Origin of the sequence: Elongatibacter sediminis (genome assembly GCF_037892215.1) — a bacterium.
Lineage (GTDB): Bacteria > Pseudomonadota > Gammaproteobacteria > Xanthomonadales > SZUA-36 > Elongatibacter > Elongatibacter sediminis.
This window is the reverse complement of record NZ_JAZHOG010000008.1, coordinates 233,706-254,631: the sequence shown is the minus strand read 5'-3', so window position 1 is coordinate 254,631 and position 20,926 is coordinate 233,706. Positions and strand designations below refer to the sequence as shown.

16 protein-coding genes are annotated in these 20,926 nt (G+C 56.0%); 6 read left to right on the top strand and 10 right to left on the bottom strand.

The window, feature by feature from the left end; translation table 11 throughout:
• The first annotated feature begins 51 nt into the window (after positions 1-51).
• Positions 52-927, top strand: coding sequence for a hypothetical protein (locus V3330_RS13385; RefSeq protein WP_354695933.1), 876 nt, complete (start codon positions 52-54; stop codon positions 925-927).
• A 37-nt stretch (positions 928-964) separates the two neighbouring features.
• On the opposite strand, the gene V3330_RS13380 is transcribed toward V3330_RS13385, so the two are convergent.
• Positions 965-1,216, bottom strand: coding sequence for a hypothetical protein (locus tag V3330_RS13380; protein ID WP_354695932.1), 252 nt, complete (start codon positions 1,214-1,216; stop codon positions 965-967).
• Between the two features lie 9 nt (positions 1,217-1,225).
• Here V3330_RS13380 and V3330_RS13375 point away from each other — a divergent pair, with 9 nt between their 5' ends.
• The 3 genes from V3330_RS13375 (at position 1,226) to V3330_RS13365 (ending at position 3,749) form a co-directional block, all read left to right on the top strand.
• Positions 1,226-1,567, top strand: coding sequence for a hypothetical protein (locus V3330_RS13375; RefSeq protein WP_494400658.1), 342 nt, complete (start codon positions 1,226-1,228; stop codon positions 1,565-1,567).
• A 304-nt stretch (positions 1,568-1,871) separates the two neighbouring features.
• On the top strand, positions 1,872-2,228 hold the full coding sequence (locus V3330_RS13370) for an EthD domain-containing protein (RefSeq protein WP_354695931.1): 357 nt from the start codon (positions 1,872-1,874) through the stop codon (positions 2,226-2,228).
• A gap of 552 nt (positions 2,229-2,780) precedes the next feature.
• Positions 2,781-3,749, top strand: coding sequence for a winged helix-turn-helix domain-containing protein (locus V3330_RS13365; protein WP_354695930.1), 969 nt, complete (start codon positions 2,781-2,783; stop codon positions 3,747-3,749).
• 17 nt (positions 3,750-3,766) lie between these two features.
• Here the strand turns inward: V3330_RS13365 and V3330_RS13360 are convergent, their stop codons facing one another.
• The 3 genes from V3330_RS13360 to V3330_RS13350 all read right to left on the bottom strand — a co-directional run bounded on the left by V3330_RS13360 (position 3,767) and on the right by V3330_RS13350 (position 7,294).
• Entirely contained in the window at positions 3,767-4,291 is a 525-nt protein-coding gene (locus tag V3330_RS13360; RefSeq protein WP_354695929.1) for a SixA phosphatase family protein, read from the bottom strand.
• 25 nt (positions 4,292-4,316) lie between these two features.
• Positions 4,317-6,971, bottom strand: a complete 2,655-nt coding sequence (locus tag V3330_RS13355) for a choice-of-anchor Q domain-containing protein (RefSeq protein ID WP_354695928.1) — start codon at positions 6,969-6,971, stop codon at positions 4,317-4,319.
• Positions 6,972-7,087: 116 nt separating this feature from the next.
• A complete protein-coding gene (locus tag V3330_RS13350; protein ID WP_354695927.1) occupies positions 7,088-7,294 on the bottom strand; it encodes a hypothetical protein in 207 nt (68 codons plus the stop codon).
• 661 nt (positions 7,295-7,955) lie between these two features.
• On the opposite strand from V3330_RS13350, the gene V3330_RS13345 reads away from it, so the two are divergent.
• Positions 7,956-8,312 carry an EthD domain-containing protein gene (locus V3330_RS13345; RefSeq protein WP_354695926.1) on the top strand — a complete coding sequence of 119 codons (357 nt, stop codon included), beginning with the start codon at positions 7,956-7,958 and terminating at the stop codon, positions 8,310-8,312.
• Between the two features lie 304 nt (positions 8,313-8,616).
• Here the strand turns inward: V3330_RS13345 and V3330_RS13340 are convergent.
• The 4 genes from V3330_RS13340 to V3330_RS13325 all read right to left on the bottom strand — a co-directional run bounded on the left by V3330_RS13340 (position 8,617) and on the right by V3330_RS13325 (position 17,769).
• A protein-coding gene (locus V3330_RS13340) for an IS3 family transposase (RefSeq protein ID WP_354695925.1) occupies positions 8,617-9,746 on the bottom strand; the annotation gives its coding sequence in 2 pieces (ribosomal slippage) (positions 8,617-9,491 and positions 9,491-9,746; 1,131 coding nt in all).
• 602 nt (positions 9,747-10,348) lie between these two features.
• Positions 10,349-12,613, bottom strand: coding sequence for an NACHT domain-containing protein (locus V3330_RS13335; RefSeq protein WP_354695924.1), 2,265 nt, complete (start codon positions 12,611-12,613; stop codon positions 10,349-10,351).
• Between the two features lie 851 nt (positions 12,614-13,464).
• Positions 13,465-17,121, bottom strand: a complete 3,657-nt coding sequence (locus V3330_RS13330; protein WP_354695923.1) for a methylmalonyl-CoA mutase family protein — start codon at positions 17,119-17,121, stop codon at positions 13,465-13,467.
• A 21-nt stretch (positions 17,122-17,142) separates the two neighbouring features.
• The gene (locus tag V3330_RS13325) at positions 17,143-17,769 is read right to left on the bottom strand and encodes a TetR/AcrR family transcriptional regulator (protein ID WP_354695922.1); all 627 of its coding nucleotides are present in this window, start codon (positions 17,767-17,769) and stop codon (positions 17,143-17,145) included.
• Between the two features lie 215 nt (positions 17,770-17,984).
• On the opposite strand from V3330_RS13325, the gene V3330_RS19620 reads away from it, so the two are divergent.
• Positions 17,985-19,058, top strand: a complete 1,074-nt coding sequence (locus V3330_RS19620) for a thrombospondin type 3 repeat-containing protein (RefSeq protein ID WP_435791826.1) — start codon at positions 17,985-17,987, stop codon at positions 19,056-19,058.
• A 76-nt stretch (positions 19,059-19,134) separates the two neighbouring features.
• On the opposite strand, the gene V3330_RS13315 is transcribed toward V3330_RS19620, so the two are convergent.
• On the bottom strand, positions 19,135-20,172 hold the full coding sequence (locus V3330_RS13315) for an amidohydrolase family protein (protein ID WP_354695921.1): 1,038 nt from the start codon (positions 20,170-20,172) through the stop codon (positions 19,135-19,137).
• A gap of 131 nt (positions 20,173-20,303) precedes the next feature.
• Positions 20,304-20,915 carry a TetR/AcrR family transcriptional regulator gene (locus V3330_RS13310; protein ID WP_354695920.1) on the bottom strand — a complete coding sequence of 204 codons (612 nt, stop codon included), beginning with the start codon at positions 20,913-20,915 and terminating at the stop codon, positions 20,304-20,306.
• Positions 20,916-20,926: the final 11 nt, after the last annotated feature.

Below are 20,926 nucleotides of genomic sequence, written 5' to 3'. Positions count from 1 at the left end.
GTGAGTGGCACCGGTGCATCGGTACACGTCCCTGATTCCAGCGGACAAGGCGTGTGTTTTATCGCAAACGACGCGGTCTACGACAAAACCGTGGCCTTTCTCAACAGCCTGCACACGCACAGCAGTTATTTACCGGTGTGCTGGATTCCCTTCGACGACCGCTGCCGGCGAGTTCGCGCGCTGGCCGAAAGTTTCGGTTGCACCGAGTTCAATGACCTCGGGGTGTTGCGAAAATGCGATGAACTGAGTCTGATATTTCATTCCGAGAAGCGCGGTGCATACCGAAAATTCGCCTTGTGGTCGGGTCCATTCGAGCGGTTCGTTTACATCGATGTCGACACCGTCGTTGTCCACGATATCGGCTTTGCCTTCGATTTGCTGGATGATTTCGACATCCTGACCTCGCACTCCAACATGCCGCAGATCAGACGCTGGGTGTGGAAAGACAGCATCGATGACAGTGGTTTGTTGAGTACCGAACAAATCGCATTTGCGGCGAACACCGGTTTCATCGTCAGCTCGCGCCGCTTCGGCAATTTTGAACTGCTTGCGTCCCGCGTCGAGGCCGCCGCTGCTGCGCGACAGCACATGGCACTTCAGTGCATGGAACAGCCGGCGCTGAACCACGCGATCGTCACCTCGGGTAAACGGTACGGCAGCATCAGCGAGCTGGTCAGGAAAGGCAGCCTGCGCCCGGCCTGGTCGGAACTGCACGCCGGAACTGGCGGGTGGCGCGTCAAGGGCGGCCAGATAAAGAACCTCAACCCCTTCAGCCGCCGGCGGGTATTCCTGGTTCACTGGGCGGGTTTCAGAAACCCCAATACCTTTCCCTATCGGGCGCTGTGGCAGCACTACCGGGATATGAAGTGTGCGGGACGGTTTCGACACCCGCACCCGCAGCAGGGTGGCGCCGTGATCGTTGATTAATCAGCCGGTCACCACACTCGCCCGCTCCATGAGCGATTCAACCGCGTAACCGACCCGATTTCCACCCATGACTTGATTTATACCCAAATTTATTATAAACTGTTGATTCATTTAGTTTTTTCTCAGCTGTTCGTAATTCCTCACGAGGAGAAGGCTCATTACCGTCCATCAAGGCGATAGGATTCATCACCCCCACCATGGCATCGGCAAGGTCCAGTCCATCCGCAAGAGAAGCTTTTCCGGCGATAACGGCACCCGCTTCGCCAAACTTTTTTTTGAACGCGATCAAATCACCGTGATGCTGCGCGAAAACGATCTCGACGAAATGGTCCGCGAGCCGATCGGACCCTCCGAAGCCCGTCAGCTCATCGATCACATCAAATCCTGGAAGGGCAAAACCAGCACGCAGTGGAAGACGCGGGCCAACGCGCATCAGGCCAAAATGGAAAAGGACGACCCATTCAGCTATGCCGAGGTATACAAGAGCTTGAGAAAGCGCCAAAAAGAAGATCGCCTGAGCGCCGCCGACCGCACGCACCTGAGACAGACCACGGATTTTCTGACCGAAGAATTGGCCAACGCGCTGGGAAAAACCCCCGACCAGATGCTCGCCAAGATCGAAGAAGCTACCCGCAGCTAGGGCAATTGAGGGCAATTGGGGTCGGGCCAGAAAAGAGGGGTGCAAGCGACTGAAATATCGCGATTTCTTGCACCCATCAAGAGAACAATCGTGCCTTAGCACGGCCTTTTGCGCATCAAAACAACACTTTTAAGGCGTTTAAGCCCGCAGCCAAACGAAGTCACATCCCTGGCGGTGTCTGGCGCTCACCCATCGATGCCACAACCACGACTCCTTACGGGTGAACCACTTCCCGGCTCATCAGGTACCGGTGCGTTATTCTCACCGTACGGAGTCTGGCTCACTGACGGAGAATCGCTCGGCAATGATCAAAACGGTTAACTTGCTCAAGCGCAAACGCGGAATGTCGATGGAAGAGTTCATCGAGCACTATGAATCCACACATCGACGCATCGGTGAAAAGTACCTGAAGGGCCACGCCTGTCATTACATTCGCCGGTATCTCTTTCCCGTTCCCGATCCAGCCACCGGCGAGTCATACGAGGCCGAGTACGATGTGCTGTTGGAGATCTGGTATCCGAACGAGGCGGCTTACCAGAACGCCATGGCTGCGATCAACGCCCCGGAAGCCGCCGCCGAGATTTCCGCAGATGAGGCGAACCTGTTCGACCGCTCGAGCATGCGCAGTTTCCACGTCAGGGAGTTCGAGTCGGACATGTAGCACCGCTGGCCGGCCCAGACGTCTGCACAAGTTCGGGGAATTCTCGGCAACAATGAACCCGGTGTACTGAGGCTGTCGCCGTTGGCTCGGATTCCTTCCAAGCATGGTTTAGCTGACAAAACTCGCCATCTAAGAGCCTGATTGCCGCGCCATCTAACCAGAAACCTGAATGGAATCCGCTGGTTATCCGAGGCTGATCTGGCCCGACCCCACAACGGCGCTCAGATGCTCCTGGAACTTCTGCCGGACGAACTGCAGGAAATGCCCGCCGGATCGTTCGATCTGCCTCACAAAGCGCGGGTAGTGCCCGGAAATGATTGACTGGAGGACAGTCCGTATTGGGCGATGGCGTTGGTAGGTGGGTGTTGCAAGCGGAGCCTTCGTCTTTGGCCGATCGATTACGGTGAGGCCAGGGTTCCCTGGTGGTCCCGGACGCCGAATTCTGGCTCCACTGCTTATGCCTTATACTTTCCCCGCGCTATCGAAAGGGGCGCCCAGGCTGAATTATCGTCGTGTGAAACCCGGTTTGAACTAATCGGGCAAGGAATTCCTGTGACCAAAGACAGACTCAAAATCAGACATATTTCGGTCGATTTCGGTGAGCACGTTTTCCTGTCCAATGGCGTGCCGGTCAAGATAGACCCCAAGGCGCTGGAAGTTTTGCAGTTACTGGTTGAGAACGCCGGTCAGGTGGTGACGGCTGATGCCTTTATGGATCAGGTGTGGAAAGACAAACCAAGCGCCCCCGAAGTGGTCACCTCAGCCATTGCGCGCCTGCGGAAAGTATTCAAGAAGTCCGGCATCAGCGATGAGCTGATTGTTACCGTGCCAAAGCTCGGTTACCGGCTTGAGCTTCCGCAAGCTTCTGCAGAGCCGGAATCCGCCGCCATAGCACCGGATGAAATGCGTCGCCAGAAGCTGCCCTGGTTTTCAGCCGCCCTGGTCCTTGCGCTGTTGATCAGCCTGGCTTTCAACCTTTACCAGGGCTTCAGGCAACCCGCTTCAATCAATTTGAACGGGATTGGCGAAGCAGACGTCAAACCAGCACCTGAATCCGAAGTCACCCGGATCTATATTCTGCGCCACACTGAACAAACCGACTGGGAGTCTGAAGACCCCGGCCTTTCCGGTGCCGGAATCGCTCGAGCCAACTACTGGAAGACCGTATTGCAGCATGTCGAGTTCGAGCGGATTTTTACCACGGATTTCACACGCAATATCCAAACGGCAGATATCCTGGCCAGCGATAGCGGCCTGGAGCTCGAGTACTACTATCCACTGTCATTTGATGTGTTGAAATTTCTCAACACGATTCGCGGGCAGCAGGTGCTGATTATCGGTCACAGCAATACCATACCCGACATGATCAATCGTCTGATCGGCGAAACCCGTTACCCACCCATGAGTCATCTTGATTACGAACAGCTGTTTTTGATAACCATAGGAAAGGACGGCGATACCATCTCCACTCAGCTGCATATCGAGACGCCTTTTTCTTCTGCTGAGCACGCGGCTCAGTAGACAAGCCAGCGGTATTTTCAGTAAATTTCGCTAACCCTGATGGTGGTTTCGCCACCCATTTTCGTGACCACGGTATACAACCTGCCGTACTCCGTTTCCGGGATCGGTTCGGTGACCTGGCCTGAGACCAGGGATGCCAGTTGAGGGGTTGTGTCGGAATGCCCGCATACCGCAATTGTTCCGGACATTTCCTTCAGTTCCCTGGCAAAAGCCTCCAGGTCTCGAGGGTCGTACAGTTCGATTTCTATGCCCGTGAGGTTCGACAGCGGCTCCACGGTCTCCCGGGTTCGCTGGTAGTCGGATGAGAAAATCTTCGTAACACCGGCTTTCTGCAGGTAAGCGGCCAGGGCGAGGGCCCGTTCTTTGCCCTGTTCATTCAAACCCGGATCAGGGCTTTGTGTGGCTTTTTCCGCATGGCGAAAAAGAACGTAGACGGTCTCGTTCGCAACGGCGGGGACGGGGAAGGCAAAAACCAACGCCAGCGCGACCAGCAGGGCCTTTGCGCATGCCAATCTCAACGACGTGTCAGTGAATGTGTTCATTTGCTCTGCATTTTCGTGCTTCTGCCTACTCGAAACCGGCAGCGAAAATTACATCGGCAACCGGTACGGCTTCCGCGATGCCGTCGTTGCCGGTTTCATCGATATTGTTTGACTCGTCGGGGTCAAACTCATCCGCATACACGGTGGCACTGAGATCAAACGGGCCGGCCGCATCGATGCGATAGACCAAGGTGATGATTTCATCGTTGAAACGGTCCAGCTGCGGGATCTCACAGGGAATCGATGCGCATCGCTGGCCGTTGGCGAACTCCAACGTAAGGTTCTCTGGCTGGGTTGCGATGAGAACCGAACCGGCATGGTTTAGACCGCTGTTCACGACACGAAGCCGGTACTCGATCTCTTCACCTTCCATGAACGGTGGTGACGAAACCAAATCCAGGGTTGCCCACACATCGGCGGCATATGCCAGGGGTTCACTGGTCTGGGCGGTATTGTTGGCTGGTTGGGTATCGGTTTGTCCGGGCGTGGCCGTCACCGTGTAAGTCCAATCGGATGGACCGTCGGGATCGCGTACCGGGGCAAACCAGTCAGCAAGTATGGTCACTGACTCTTCTTCTGCGAGGGTATACGGCAGAATGCAAGGGCTGTTGGTGCAACCTTGCACACCGATGTAGTACCCGCCGGGCAGGTCGGTATCGAGCTGAATACTGCTTGCCGTCCCGGAAAGGCTTGCCAGTTTTATCTCGAACTGCAAGTACTGATTACTGAAGTATGGCGGCTGGGTAAGTGTGCGGACAGTTACAAACAGATCGGTCTCGGCGACTGCGCCGCCGTTGTTCTGGTTGTCGGTATTGTTGGCCAGATTGGGATCCACCAGGTTGCTTGAAACCTGGGCTTCTGCATTGAACTGGGTGCTGGTCAACTTTGTGTCTATTGTGAAGATGTATTGCGCGCCATCGTTCAAGGGGTTGAGATAGCAGGTGTTGCCGGTGCTGGAAGGACAGTTGTCAAAGCCCAACACGCTCAACCCGTCGGGCGAAAAAAGCAATTCGATACCATCCGCGCTGTCGGGGCCATTGTTGGTTACCGTGGCTTTGTACTCGATTAGCTGTCCATTCACGAAGGGTGGATTGGAAAGCAAATCGAGCGTTACACTGAGATCGGCGCCATTTTGAAGTGTCCCTTCAATGCTCGCGAAGTTGTTGCCGTCTGGATCACTCTCGTCCGGATCATGATGGGTGGACTGTGCTGTAGAGGTGACTGACGCATCAATACTGTATGGCCCGTTGAATGCGTTGCCCATGTTCAGATCGATGGGAATGCTCACGACCTGTCCGTACTGCAGGCTGGCAAGGTCGCAGGGCAAGCTGGGGCAGTCCGTCGAATTAATCTGTTCGATAAAGACATTATCGAGGTCCAGGTCTACGCGTAAATCGCTTGCCAGGTTCGGGCCATTGTTGCTCACTTGCAGGTTGAGTGTTACCGGCTGTTCATTGACATAGGGCGCGTTGGGCAACAGTGACTGGCTAATTGCCACATTGGCGGTACCGGTTACTTCGAAAGCGCCCACGTCGCAGTCACCCACGCGTGGCTCACCACGCTGGTCGACGGGTTCACAGTAAGCCTGATCGGCGAAGTCGATCATGTTGGACGGGTAACTGATGGCGCTGGTCCGGGTAGGCCCGCCGTTTTCGGCCAGTGGCAGCAGGTTGCCTTCACCATCAGCTCTGCCCAGGCAATTGCTGTAACGATTGTAGTTACCCGCATCAAAAGTCACCACGACGTTGGTGAACTCGCAGTGGGTAAGTATGCTGTTGACAGCAGAAAAACTGGAATCTTCAAGTACGGTTCGTTCACGATCAGTGACGTGTACCAATGACACGAAGGAGTTGTCCGTGAAGTAGATCAGATCATGGTCGGGGTAGTTCGGCCCATCGGTTTTATCGAAAGTTGAATTGACGATATTGACGATAGCCTGCTCGCCGCGCAGACCATATCTGAACTCGTTGACCAGGCTGTTGACGAAATTCAGCTCACCACCGTCCATATAGATGCTGGCAGATACAAGGTCGGGCTCGGCGCCAACGTTGGCGAAGAATTCGGAGTCAGTAACATTGACTTCCGAATTTCTGGCATAGATGGCAGTGCGTTCCGGCGAAAAGACACCGGTAATACGCATCGAGTTACCAAAGACTTCGCTGGAGGTGATATTCAGCTCGCCATTGGTGATATGAATGGCGGAGCCGGTGTTATCGGTGACTTTATTGCCCGAGATTTCCGAGTCGAAAATGCTGACGGTCGCCTCGCTGATGTCCAGGGCTGCACCGCCCGTTCCGGTGGCCGAACCCACACGACCGTCGACCAGCGCCACCCGCCGCAAGACAACATTGGTCGATGCGCCATTAATGCGCATGATCTTGTGCGCAAAATCACCAGAGACAGTCAAGACGCCGCCACTGCTTTCGCTTTGAATGGTTAAATTGGAGTTAATGGTTGGCAGGGTCGAACTGAGCGGTATCACCCAGCCGTTGGGTGCGACAATCGTATCTGTTCCCGATCCGGCACTGCAGTTGCCCGATGCACTGTCGTTGTTTGCGCTGCGGATCGCATCCGCCAGGGAGCAGCCATTGGGTCCGATATCAATGGTGGCCGCTGCAAGTTCGTTGGCACCAAGACCAAGAACCGCCAGAAAGAGAATCGCAACTGCTCGAAACCGCATCGTTCTACCCGCCTTGAGTCATGACCGTCGAGGCTAGGCCACACCCGCGATTCATACTTCAAAAAAATCCGAAATTTTTCTGAAATTTGAGAAAACGAAGAAAAAAACCGACGGGGTCAAAAACCGACGGGGTCGGACCAGGATAAACAATTGATTTGCCTGAATATCCATGTGGATTTTGCCAAAAAAAAGACGCCTAAAGCGGCCATTTGCCCCGCAAAACCACGTTCCAAGCGACCCATAACGGTAGACGTAGCAGTGATTTCTGCCAGCAGGATCAGGGCGGGAACCGATCTTGCAAGCGCAGGATTGAATTTTTCCATTTCCCGGCCGCCCTACTTGATGGTGAAATCGCGGCGGTGCGAACCCGCGCCGGACTCGTGGAATTGAATACTGGCGGTGCCGGTGTTTTCGCGCTGAGCTTTGGTTCTTCTTTGGTACTTGATCTGGATAACTTCTCAGGTGTGAATGGAGCATATATCTCGCTGCCCATGGCCATTTGCACCGTGTGACCCTGAGCAGCCCGGGTCATCTGAGCGAACAGCCTCGCCAAGAGAACGGTCCATCCGACGATGAATCTCGGTTTACGTGTGGTGATCTCTTTCTGCTGTGGATTTCAGAAGCGCACAACCGTGATGCACACTCAAAACCACAAGCGGACCGGGAAGGATCGTCTGGCGTATAAGAAAGGCAATTGGGGTCGGGCCAGAAAATGAGGGGTGCAAGCGACTGAAATATCGCGATTTCTTGCACCCATCAAGAGAACAATCGTGCCTTAGCACGGCCTTTTGAGCATCAAAACAATACTTTTAAGGCGTTTAAGCCCGCAGCCAAACGAAGTTACATCCCTGGCGGTGCCTGGCGCTTACCCATCGATGCCACAACCACGACTCCTTACGGGTGAACCACTTCCCGGCTCATCAGGTACCGGTGCGTTATTCTCACCGTACAGAGTCTGGCTCACTGACGGAGAATCGCTCGGCAATGATCAAAACGGTAAACCTGCTCAAGCGCAGAAGCGGAATGTCGATGGAAGACTTCATCGAGCATTACGAGTCCACACATCGGCGCATCGGTGAAAAGTACCTGAAGGGCCACGCCTGTCATTACATTCGCCGGTATCTCTTTCCCGTTCCCGATCCAGCCACCGGCGAGTCATACGAGGCCGAGTACGATGTGCTGTTGGAGATCTGGTATCCGAACGAGGCGGCTTACCAGAACGCCATGGCTGCGATCAACGCCCCGGAAGCCGCCGCCGAGATTTCCGCAGATGAGGCGAACCTGTTCGACCGCTCGAGCATGCGCAGTTTCCACGTCAGGGAGTTCGAGTCGGACATGTAGCACCGCTGGCCGGCCCAGACGTCTGCACAAGTTCGGGGAATTCTCGGCAACAATGACCCCGGTGGACTGAGGCTGTCGCCGTTGGCTCGGATTTCTTTCAAGTATGGTTTAGCTGACAAAACTCGCCATCTAAGAGCCTGATTGCCGCGTCATCTACCCAGAAACCTGAATGGAATCCGCTGGTTATCCGAGCCTGATCTGGCCCGACCCCACAACGGCCAAAGTAGCCTACTGAAATCCAGTAATTTCCAGCGCGAACCTGGCTGTAAAAAGCCGTTACCCGGTGACCTTTCCCCCTCAAGAGTTACAACCTCGAGTGCGAGTCTACTAATCGATTCTTGTCTTTCCTGAACCGGTTTACAAGCGCCTTGGGCGTTTCATATTTCAGTGAGCTGTGGGGCCTGACGTGGTTGTAGTCTTGCCTCCAGGCTTCCACGATCTGCCGTGCTTCGTACAGCGATTCGAACCAGTGTTGTCTCAGGCATTCGTGCCTGAACTTGCCATTGAACGATTCGATGTAGGCATTCTGGGTCGGTTTTCCGGGTTCAATGAAGTTGAGCTTCACGCCGGTGTTGAGTGACCACTTGAGCATGGCCTTGGAAGTAAATTCCGTACCGTTGTCACACACGATGGTGCCTGGCAGTCGATCTGCCTGGCGCAGTGCTTCCAGCAACCTGCTGATGCGTTGACCACTCAGTGAGGTATCGACTTCGATGGCCAGGCATTCCCGTGAGTAATCATCAACCAGGGTGAACAGCCGGATCCTTCTGCCATCGGCCAGCACATCGTGCATGAAGTCCATCGATGCCCTTTGCCCGGGTGCGGTAGGTTCGATCTTCGGGATCGGCCGCTGCACACCACGGCGCCGTCGCTTCGGCCTGCGTGGCAGCTGCAGGCCTTCCTCACCGTAGATGCGCTCAATGCGCTTATGATTGATTGCACCGAACTCGCGCTGCATCAGGATCGTCATGCGTGGGGAGCCGAATGAAGGTCGCTCAGCCGCGATCTCCCGCAGTCGTTTGCGGATGCCTTGGTTTAACCGAGACTCTTTCGGCTTTCGATACCAACTGGTGCGTGACAGGCCCACCAGGTCGCACGAACGCTTGATGCTGATGGACGTTGTCTTACGCATGGCCCTCACCGCCTTCCGTTTCTGCGAGGGCCTTAATACTTTTGATCCAGAGCTGCCTTCAGAGCCTGAATATCGAGGGCTTGCTCGCCCACCAGTTGCTTCAGTCGGCGGTTCTCATCTTCCACCGCCTTGAGTCGCTGAACTTCTGAAGCGCCCATACCACCGTACTTCGACTTCCACCGGTAGAAGGTCTGTTCACAAATACCCGCCTGACGGCAAATCTCCGCCACTTTCAGGCCGGCCTCCTGTTGCTTCAGAATCCGCGTGATCTGTTCCGGGGTGTACCGTTTTGGTCTGACCATTTCGAGTTCTCCTTCAATTTCAGTTTAGGGAAAACTCGCACTCGGCGTGTTAGCTTCTAGGGGGAAAGGTCACGAAGCTCAAACGAGGCTTCGTAATACACCACGGCAATTCCCCCATCTGCTTAAGTGGAAAACTCTACTTCTAATCCCTGCTGATTATTGGCGGGATTACCAGACCACGACGGCCTTGGCGGGATCACCCCGGCAGAGGCGTTGCAATCCGCAGGTGTGCTAACTTCCGAGATGTCCTAATAAAGGGGAAGCTTACGGAGAAACATGGTAGTTAAGAGCAAAGAGCCCTTTACTAGCCTGGAATACGGAACAAGTTCGCATGGTTATACAGCACTAATTTCGCCGAGTCTATTCGTACCTCAGTGCTAATTTAACCGAACCCCTGCATACACATCTACAGTAAGGGATTGACGGTAGTGCGGCACGATGCGGCCTCAAGCAACGACTACTTTCTGATTCAAACCCGCAGGTGAGTAAATCCCGTTCTAACATGCAATTAGTCTCCGCCGCGGGGCACTGAAAAATCTAATTCCAGTAGCCACACCCAAGTTAGCTCGGATAAAGCGCGGGGTCATCTCTAGATGACTGTGTTAGGGCCGACTCCCCTTCAGTAAGATAATGAAACTCCGCAGATCCTTTGCTGTTCTTATCGCCGGTTCTATATTGCGCATCGGAACTGACAGCTTAAATCGACGCTGAGTACCCGAGCCCCTATATTCTATTTCCTCTAAAACTCCGCCTTCCAAAAGATCGGGAAGAATTCTGTCAAAGAACTCATTTGCATTTTGACCGAGCCTTTGACGAAAAACATTTTCGTTTAGATGGGTAGCTCTCATAAACGCGCGCAAAGCTTGCTCAGCAATTCTAGTCGCATCGTCAATGCAATCGTCTAAGCTGACAACCCTTTCAGAATCGCTGTCAACTTTACCCGTTGCATTACTCAGAATGCGGCGTATTTGTTCAGGACCGAAGATAGCCAACTCTTTATCAGCCAGAAATATGGATGCGATTTCGCAGTCAATAAACCTTACGCCTTCTAGGTTATCGTAAGAATTCAATTCAATTCGATCAAAATTGCAGTCACGAAATTCAACATTCCAATTCTGCGTTGGCCCCAAATATGTCGCTTGAAATCTACAATCAAGGAACTCCACATTTCTAATGGTTCGGGAACTAAGTGCACTTGGAGGAAAGGCCAGGCCCCGCACGAGTTTTCTCGCACCCTCGGTTTTTTCCAATAGCCGAACAGTGACGAGACCAGCATTTTCCTTCTCGTAACTCGTATCCAGAGCTGTCATCCCAATGCTTGTGACGCTTTCTAAAACCTTCTGAAAATCAGCATTTTTTCTAGCCGCAAACGATATTGCTGCATCAACCGTTCGAAGTGGTAGAGGCGCGGTGCGTAGAAATGTACCTAGAGAAATTGAGTCGGATTTCAGTAACTCTGCACCTAGAGCTTGTCCAAGAAAAAATTGCCGGAAGTCCTCGTGATCGAAAGCCAACTTCTTTGTGGAGGAGCCCCTCGTTACCAATAGCGAGTGCTGGTGAAGACGCTCTTGCACCTGATGGGCTATCGCTGCGGACTTTTGGTTTTCTGCACTAAATACGTCCGCAATCAATTCGATATAATCAGAGCGGAGTGCATCTGTCCGATTAATCCACATTTCCCGTGCGATTTGAGACAGTAAAGACAAGTGTTCCTCAATAGACAATAATGGTGAAGCAGCATCCCCTCTCAACGAACGATCAATCCACTTGGTGTTGGCCTCTCTTTCGATCAGCGCTCCAACAAACTGATAGAAATAGTCTTCGGGGTCTCTCGACAAACTCTTTAGCAATTCATTAATATCACCCTCTAAAGCTACATCCATTAGCTTTGCTACTAACACTGCTCTCGTAAGCAGAGGATGATCGGAATCCTGGAGTCGTTTGGCAATCTGCTTGTGGATGACTTCAGGAGTATCAATACCCCGCTTCCGGGCATAGCTATAAAAGTTTCTCTTAGACCAACGACGAAGAGACAAGCGCTCAAAACTCGCCCCAGCATCTTCTCCGATCGTATCGAATATTCGCGCCTGCGACGCAAAACTCCTTATCTCAAAATAGGCCTTGCGCGCAGCAATGAGCACTCGACCTGAACCGCCAAGTTGGTTAATTAGATTTCCCAAAGCGGAAACCGCCTCCCCCGAATCTGTCTCGAGAAAGACTTCTTCAAATCCGTCCAACGCTGGGACAACGGCATTCAGTCTAACCAACTCTGTGAAGGCATCGTAGTAGAGATTAAAACGGAATCGGTTTGTCAGTTCTGCCACTACGATGTCATCGAGCGCCATAAAAGGACGGCCGCTAAGACTAATAGGCACGAGCAACCAATTACATTCGCGATTCTTGTATCGACGAGCGAGTTCCCTGGATACGTGATTGATTAGCGTAGTTTTCCCTTCGCCTGCGTCCGACGTTAAATACAGAACTTGCGTGACACCCGCCAACCCTTCTTTCAGAGCCTCCAAGATTCCATCGGCTGCATTTGTGATGCGTTGACTTCCACTCTCAGGCGCTTCCGCAATATCCCTAAGGAGACTACCTTGTGGGTCTACGTAAAATCTCTCTTCTGGTATCTGCGCGAGAATCCGATCTGCGAGTAATTCCAATCGAGCTAATCGCTTTAGAATCCAACTGTATGCAGAGTATTCCTCCTCGTCTTCTCGGATCCAAACAGTCCCTTCTCGACTTAAAACTGTTACTTCGACAAGTTCGTCGCGAATCTGAGCCACCAATCTACCTTTGCCAAGGTCGACATCAATTGCCTCATCCGCAAAAGCAGTAACTATGCGCCTAAAGGTACCTATATCCATATACTAAGCCTCAATTTGCACATAGCGGTCGGTTAATCCTTGCGTATAGTGCCGTGCAGTATTTTGGCCGCGTTTGGTTTGGACGTGTATTACTGACGCACCTCGGGCTAGGGATAAACTTATACCTGGCCACATGTCATCATCAGATGACACGATCGCGACACGCTCACCACGAGAAGCCAAGTCAACCAAGTCAGCTGTAAGCATTGTATCGACGACCTTTTGCTCGGCTTTTGAAATTATTCTTTTCGGATGTAGCTCACACCCATCAATCGGGCACCTTCGACGCATTAGGAAGGCCGGCAATGGCAACCAAGGACAAACAGTACTATTCACGCAATCCTTAAAGGGCGGATTTTCACAGCTTAGCCCTGTTGGAAACCCTCGAACTCTGAACGTGTGCAAAATGTCCTTTCCTGGATTACAAACAAGACTACGTGCCAGCTCTATATTTGTCCTGACTTGAATATTTCGCGATCCGGCACGGACCGTAATCGGCGCCGGGCTAAGAGACTCAATCTGTCCCGCAAGCTTTTGCGCATTCTTTGTTAAGGTACTGCCTGAATACCAACCACCGTAGAGTCGCACGGTTACGAAGTCGTTATGGCGCAAATGCGCCAAACCGATACGATTCACAATCGAGTCAACTACGTAAGAGAGTCCCCGCTTCTTTTCTATGAGTTGCAGGTTCGCGTAATCAACAAGTAACCAGAGGCTTGAGGTTCGCGACATCTCTTAAAATTGTAATTGGAAAAAAATTCTCAATGTTGGCGGAGCCTAATTTAGAGGATGATTGCTTACACACCATCGAAGTTCAGCGCTTTATAACTTGATATTCCACCAAGTCCAAATCACATATTCCTCCGATACTCCCCCCCCACATCATAAAGCGCATGGCTCATGCTCCCCAGGCTGCACACTTTGCTTGCTTCCATTAGTGCGTCGAAAGTGTTTTTTCTCTCACTTGCCACCGTCTGAAGTTTTTTAAGGCGGGGGGCAGCTTCCCTCGCGTGGGTCTTGCGGAAGGTCTCGACGTTGGCGACCTGCTGGTCTTTCTCCTGGTCGGTGCTGCGCATCAGTTCGATTTCGCCCACTTCTTCCTGGCCCTCGGGGGGCAGGAAGGTGTTGACGCCGATGATCGGCAGGCTGCCGTCGTGCTTCTTGGCTTCGTAATAGAGGCTTTCTTCCTGGATCTTGCCGCGCTGGTACATGGTGTCCATCGCGCCGAGCACGCCGCCGCGCTCGGAGATGCGCTCGAATTCCTGGTAGACGGCTTCCTCGACGAGGTCGGTGAGTTCATCGACGATGAAGCTGCCCTGCCACGGGTTCTCACAGAAGTTGAGACCCAACTCCTTGTTGATGATCATCTGGATGGCCACGGCCCGGCGCACCGATTCGGGGGTCGGGGTGGTGATGGCTTCATCGAAGGCGTTGGTGTGCAGGCTGTTGCAGTTGTCGAACAGCGCATACAGCGCCTGCAGGGTGGTGCGAATATCGTTGAACTGGATTTCCTGCGCGTGCAGCGAACGGCCGCTGGTCTGGATGTGGTACTTGAGCTTCTGGCTGCGCTCACCGGCGCCGTAGCGTTCTTTCATCGCTCTCGCCCAGATGCGGCGGGCGACCCTGCCGATAACCGTGTACTCGGGGTCCATGCCGTTGGAGAAGAAGAAGCTCAGGTTGGGCGCGAATTCGTCGATGCTCATTCCTCGTGCGAGGTAGTACTCGACGATGGTGAAGCCGTTGCTCAGGGTGAAGGCGAGTTGGCTGATCGGGTTCGCGCCGGCCTCGGCGATGTGGTAGCCGGAAATCGACACCGAATAGAAATTACGCACCTTGTGATCGACGAAGTACTGCTGGATGTCGCCCATCATGCGCATCGCGAATTCGGTGGAGAAGATGCAGGTGTTCTGGGCCTGGTCCTCCTTGAGGATGTCGGCCTGGACGGTTCCGCGAACACTGCGCAGGGTATTTTCCTTGATCTCGTCGTATGTGGCCCGGTCGAATCCTTCGATGCCAATCAGGCGGTCGGAGGTGATGCCGAGCAGAGCGAGGCCGAGTCCGTCGTTGCCTGGCGGCAGTTCGGACATGTACTCGGGGCGCTGCTTGTCGGCGAAGTATTCGTCGATGCGTTTTTCCGCTTCATCCCACAGTTGGTTGTCCTTCAGGTATTTCTCGACCTGCTGGTCGATGGCGGCGTTCATGAAGAAGGCCAGAATCATCGGCGCGGGGCCGTTGATGGTCATCGACACGGAAGTGGTTGGCGCGCACAGATCGAAGCCGGAGTAGAGTTTTTTCATGTCATCCAGCGTCGCGATGGAGACGCCGGAGTTGCCAACCTTGCCGTAGATGTCCGGGCGGGTATGGGGATCTTCGCCGTAGAGCGTGACCGAGTCGAACGCGGTGGAAAGCCGGGCCGCCGGCTGTCCGTGGGCGATCAGGTGGAAGCGGCGGTTGGTGCGTTCCGGGGTACCCTCGCCGGCGAACATGCGAATCGGATCCTCGCCGGTGCGGCGATAAGGGAAGACACCGGCGGTGTAGGGGTAGGCGCCGGGGAGGTTTTCGCGCATCAGAAAGCTCAGTAGCTCACCCCAATCAGAATCTCTCGGCATGCCGAGTTTCGGGATCTGGAGGTGGCTGAGCGATTCGCGGTAGTTGTTGCCGGTGATTTCCTTGCCGCGGACCTTGTACGAGTACTGTTCGGTGCGGATGCCTTCCTTGACCCGGGGCCAGGACTGCAGCAGGGCCATGGCTTCGGGGGTCAGGTTTTTTACGGCCTCTTCGTAGCGTTGGCGGAGGAGGGTCAGGGTGGGGTCGGCCTTGAGGGGTTCCTCGCCGTGCGATTCGGATGCTTGTGGATCCCGGCTCGGGGGCCGGGATGACGCGGTTGTGTGGGGCCCGGATGACGCGGTTGTGTGGGGCCCGGGTGACGCTGTGGTTGGGGACGACGCTGTGGCCGGGGATGACGCTGTTGTGGGGGATGACGATCCCTCGGAGCCGGGCACCAGGGGTTCGGCCGGGTCGCCTACTGCCTTTAACGCTTCGTAGTAGTTCTGGGCCTGGCTGGCGGCCTCGGCCTGCTCGCGGATGGAGGCGTTCACCGACCTGCCCTGTTCGGCGATTTCGGCCAGGTAGCGCTGGCGGTTGCCGGGGATGAGGACTGTCGCTTTGGGTTCCTTGACCGAGGTATCGAGGTCAAGGGTCCAGGTCGATTCGTCCAGGTCCAGTTTTTCCCGCACCAGCCGGGTCAGGTTGGCGAACATCCAGGTGATGCCCGGGTCGTTGAACTGGCTGGCGATGGTCGGGTAGACGGGGACGTCCTCGTCGGGCATGTGGAATTCGAGGCGATTACGTTTCCACTGCTTTTTCACGTCGCGCAGTGCGTCTTCGGCGGCGCGGCGGTCATACTTGTTGAGTACAACCAACTCGGCGAAATCCAGCATGTCGATTTTTTCGAGCTGGCTCTGCGCGCCGAAGTCGGAGGTCATCACGTAGACCGGGAAGTCCACGAGGTCGACGATCTCGGAATCGGACTGGCCGATGCCGGCGGTCTCGACCAGCACCAGGTCGAAGCTGGCGGATTTCAGAAACGCGATGGCGTCCTGCAGGATGGCCGAGGTGGCCAGATGCTGACGCCGCGTGGCCATGCTGCGCATGTAGTAATGCTCGTTGCGCAGGCTGTTCATGCGAATGCGGTCGCCGAGCAAGGCGCCGCCGGTCTTGCGCCGGGTCGGATCGACGGCCAGCACCGCGATGCGCTTTTCCGGAAAGTGGCGCGCGAAGCGGTTCAGCAGTTCGTCGGTCACCGATGATTTACCGGCGCCACCCGTACCGGTGATGCCGATCACCGGGGCCTGCTTCGCGGCACCCGCCCATTCGCGGCGCCTGAGCTTGAGTTCAGCTTCGGAGAACACCTCGTCCTCCAGCGCCGACAGGGTCTGCGCGATGGCGCGGTCGATGGTTGCGCTTGCGGTCGACGACTCGTCCGCACTGCCCGAGGATTCCTTGCGGTTGCCGAAATCGAAGGCCTCGGGGTGCCGGCTGGTCAGCCGCTGCCCGGCGGCACGCTTGACCACGTCCTCGATCATCTCGACCAGGCCCATGTTCATGCCGTCATCCGGGTGGTAGATGCGTTCCACGCCGTAGTCGTGCAATTCCCTGATTTCGTCCAGCGTGATCGTGCCGCCGCCCCCGCCGAAAACCCGGATATGCTCGGCCCCGCGTTCACGCAGCAGGTCGATCATGTAACGGAAGTATTCGTTGTGTCCGCCCTGGTAAGACGAGATCGCGATCGCGTCGGCGTCTTCCTGGATGGCCGCGCGCACGATATCCAGCACGCTGCGGTTGTGGCCGAGGTGAATCACCTCGGCGCCCTGCGCCTGGATCAGCCGGCGCATGATGTTGATCGCGGCATCATGGCCGTCGAACAGGCTGGCGGCGGTAACGAAGCGTAGCGGCTTGGGCGCCGTCTTCCGGTCAACGGAAGTCAAATCTTCGGCAACATTCTTCATTCGGGTTTCCTGAGTGGCCCGCTAGGCGGCGAGCAACAGTTTCATGGTGTCTTTGAGATCGTGGTGCAATTGGGCCACGCCGTCGGCATCGTCGGGATGCTGCAGCCAGTGGTAAACAATGCCGACGATGGCGGTGTTGAATTGCCCGGCGATGGAATCCGCCGGCATGGCCGGCTGCGGCGCGCCGGCCGCCACCCCGTCGCGAATCCACTGGGCGACGTCGCGCCGGCGGCGATCGTGGATGTCGGACATCACTTTCTTCAGCGGTGAATCCGGTCCCACCGATTCGAACCACAAAAGGTAGAACGCCCGCACGTGATCCGGGGCGTCGAGGCAGAAGCGCAGATGCTCGTCGGTGGCCGCGGCCATCGCGGGATATCCGCTCAGCCCACGGGTGACCCGCGTCAGTTCGCGCAACCAGTCCTCGCCGATGGTGCGCACGATGAATTCCAGCAGGCCCGCCTTGCCGCCGAAGCGGTAGCTGGCCAGCGTCCGGCTGTAGCCGGCGTTCTCGCCCACTTCGCGCAGAGTGGTACGCGCCACGCCACGCTCGACGAGGAGTTTAACGGCGGCATCCAGCATCAACCGGTCGGAACGATCGGTCCGCTCGGCCTGAGTCAGGCGCCTGGCGGTGTTCGCGGTGGTCATGGAGCATGCCTCCCAAGAAACTAACTGGTCGCCAGCAAGTAAGATAGGTTACGCGCTGGCCCCGCGCGGTGCAAGCCGAAGAAACAGGTGGTGATTGATTTTTGCGGGTCAGCGGACCAGTGCGCAGTGCTTGTGAATGGAAAAATCGACGGCAGCGTCTATTCTGGAGTAAGAGGCAAAGAGGAATTCAAAACGAATCAACAAGGAGCCGTGTCATGAAAATGACCCTTGCACATCGATTACTGCTGGCGACCATCGCCGCCTTCATCGCCACACCCGCCCTGGCACAGGACGGTCGCGCCGCCTTCGAAATCACCAAGGATTTCGTGGACGATAGCGATCTTGAAGTCGCCGTCACCCTGGAATGCAATACCGGCCTGCCCCTCGCGCAGACCTACTATCTGCTCAATGAGGCCTCCCCGGTGACCTTCGTGGTCACCCATTTCGAAACAGGCGAATTGGAATGCAGGCTCACCGAAGAAGTGCCGCCCGGTTACGAGGCTTCCTACGACGACGGCTCGGTCGGCCCGGTCGAATGTAACTGGACCGACGTCGAAGATGGCGATGAACGGTCCTGTCACATCACCAATAGCCTGATCGATCCGCGCGCCCGCTTCCGTGTGATCAAGCACTTCACCGACGGCAACCCCGGCCCCGCCGAGGTGCAACTGCGCTGCAACACCGGCCTGCCACTGAGCCAGTCATTCAATCTGTCGAACGGCAGCGAAGTGGTGTTTGTCGTCGCTGATTTCGATTCAGGAGAACTGTCTTGCGAGGTGACAGAAACCGTGCCACCCGACTATTGGGCGTCCTACAACGACGGCACACCCAGCAGACTCGATTGCTCCTGGTCGAGGCTTCCACACGGCGCGGATGTCAGCTGCATGATTACCAACACGCCACTGCGGCCCGATCGTGATGATGACGGCGTACCGGACGACGAGGACAACTGTCCGGACGACTCCAACCAGGGGCAGTTCGATTTCGACGGAGACGGCATCGGCGATGCCTGCGACAGCGACATCGATGGCGATTCGGTTTCCAACGAGACCGACCTGTGCCCCGCCAGCCAGGGACCGAAACTGGTCGATCCCGACACCGGCTGTTCACTCGCGCAACTGTGTCCCTGCGAAGGCCCGATGGGCGAAGAACGACCCTGGGAAAAACAGAAGGACTACCTCAAGTGCATCAAGGAGAACGCCAAGCATCTGCGCGACCTGGGTGTGATCAGCAAGGCCGAGTACAAGTTCCTGCTGGAGGAGGCCAAAGCCTCGCAATGCGGGGCCTGAACCGGTTCGGCACCGAGCGGAAGCTGTCGACAGGCAGTGCCCGTTCCGTCTTCCGCAGAACTCCGGGTGGCGGCGCTTACTGAGCGCCGCCCTGCCGGGCGCCCACCTCCGGTTCAACGCGGTACACCCGGGTAGCGGTGTCGTGCAGCAGTTCTCGCTGTTCCGAGGGTGAATATTCGCTACTCAGCTTCTTGAAAGCGTTCCACAACACCGTATACGAGCACGAGGCCCTGTCGACCGGAAAATTGCTCTCAAACATGCAGCGGGCCGGGCCGAACAAGTCCACACAGGTTTGCACGTAGGGCTTCATGGCGCCCGCGAGACGATCGGAATCGGGCGGCGCATCCATGCGGTGCCAGCCAAACCCGGCCGACGTCATGGCCCGGCCACCCAGCTTGACGAAAACGTTCTCACAAGCCGCCACGTCCGCCATGCCCGTGAGCCAGGCATCGAATACGGCATCACGCCGCCCATCGTAGGGGCCAATTCCCAGAGGGCCCGCCATGTGGTTCAGCACGATGGTCAGGTCCGGAAATGTTCTGGCCAGATCAGCCAACTCGGGCAGTTGGGGATGATAAAGCCAGGCATCGAAACTCAACCCCATCGAAGCGAGACAGGCGACACCCTGGCGAAAACAGTTGTCCGCCATCAAACCAGGGGGTGGCCGGGTATGAGCGTTGTGGACTTTTTCGTTCTCATGCCAGGCAGTCGCATGGCGCACGCCGCGAAAGCGCGGACTGGCTTCCGCATGCGCCTCCAGTACCGCCTGCGAAGCCTGCCCCCGGGCCAGGTCCGCAAAGCCTACGATTCCCGCTGCCACCTCGACAGGACCCGCATCCAGTTCCCGCATCCCGGCGAGACCGTCGATACAACGGGTTTCGCCGACGGGCCGAAACGGTTCAGGCCCTTCGCTTTCGTAGAACTGCTGGCATTCGACGTAGACCGTTCCGGTGAGCCGGTGCCCACCTCCCACATCGGCAAGGAACTCTTCGATGAGATACCGGCTTCCCGGGTAGTCCCACAGGTGATGATGCGGGTCGAACACGGCGAGTTCGGGCGCGACGACCGTCTCGGATGTCCGCTCGAGCCACGATTCGCGATCGGCCGGCGTCATTCGGGGGCGCAATCCAGGGTGCGAGACATGAACCGGCTCAAAACCAGCTCCAGTCTCTGAGGCGGTTCGACAGGACGCGAGAAGTCGAGACACCGCACGCGTTTGCCTTCACCGGGAACGGAACCTCACGGTCAGGCCCTCAGTCCGGCCTGCCTCATTACGCCTTCGCGGAACAAACGGCGGGCGTTGGACAGGGAAAGCCGCTGATCGAAGAAGGCGGCGGTACGCAGGCCAATCAGCAACGAGTACGCGATTTCCGCGTGGTCGGGTGCGTCATCACGGGTGCGTGGCAACTGCGCGAACAGGCACTGCAGATAATCCTTGCAGAAACGGTCGAGTTCCGCCTTCTCATTGTGGAGTTGCGGGTCGTGGACGGCCACGCCGAAACACTCGAGCATGAAACCGGTTTCTGAATTGGTAATCCCGCGGCCGGCGAAAAACAGGTCGGCCAGAAGCTCGAATTGCCGCTCCGGCTCTTCGTCGCGGAAACTGTCGATGCGCTGCCGGATGCGCTCCGACACGTTATCGAAATAGTGCTGCAGAATGGCATCCTTGCCCGAAAAATAATACAGGAGATGGCTGGCCGACATGTCGGCGGCCTTGGCCACGTCACGCAACGTGGTTTTGGAATAGCCCTTATGGATGATGCACTTGCGAAACCCGTTCAGTATCCGGTCGCGTCGCCTGTCGCCACGCGAACCTTTTGCTGTTTCCGCTTCGACTGTCGCTTTTTTGGTAGCCATTTTTCAGGTTC

Excerpts from the sequence above, each read along its gene's own strand:
- V3330_RS13355 (WP_354695928.1), bottom strand. The coding sequence starts at position 6,971 with ATGCGGTTTCGAGCAGTTGCGATTCTCTTTCTGGCGGTTCTTGGTCTT.
- V3330_RS13330 (WP_354695923.1), bottom strand. The coding sequence starts at position 17,121 with ATGAAGAATGTTGCCGAAGATTTGACTTCCGTTGACCGGAAGACGGCG.
- V3330_RS13350 (WP_354695927.1), bottom strand. The coding sequence starts at position 7,294 with ATGGAAAAATTCAATCCTGCGCTTGCAAGATCGGTTCCCGCCCTGATC.
- V3330_RS13310 (WP_354695920.1), bottom strand. The coding sequence starts at position 20,915 with ATGGCTACCAAAAAAGCGACAGTCGAAGCGGAAACAGCAAAAGGTTCG.
- V3330_RS13375 (WP_494400658.1), top strand. The coding sequence starts at position 1,226 with ATGCTGCGCGAAAACGATCTCGACGAAATGGTCCGCGAGCCGATCGGA.
- V3330_RS13325 (WP_354695922.1), bottom strand. The coding sequence starts at position 17,769 with ATGACCACCGCGAACACCGCCAGGCGCCTGACTCAGGCCGAGCGGACC.
- V3330_RS13345 (WP_354695926.1), top strand. The coding sequence starts at position 7,956 with ATGATCAAAACGGTAAACCTGCTCAAGCGCAGAAGCGGAATGTCGATG.
- V3330_RS13335 (WP_354695924.1), bottom strand. The coding sequence starts at position 12,613 with ATGGATATAGGTACCTTTAGGCGCATAGTTACTGCTTTTGCGGATGAG.
- V3330_RS13370 (WP_354695931.1), top strand. The coding sequence starts at position 1,872 with ATGATCAAAACGGTTAACTTGCTCAAGCGCAAACGCGGAATGTCGATG.
- V3330_RS13315 (WP_354695921.1), bottom strand. The coding sequence starts at position 20,172 with ATGACGCCGGCCGATCGCGAATCGTGGCTCGAGCGGACATCCGAGACG.
- V3330_RS13360 (WP_354695929.1), bottom strand. The coding sequence starts at position 4,291 with ATGAACACATTCACTGACACGTCGTTGAGATTGGCATGCGCAAAGGCC.
- V3330_RS19620 (WP_435791826.1), top strand. The coding sequence starts at position 17,985 with ATGAAAATGACCCTTGCACATCGATTACTGCTGGCGACCATCGCCGCC.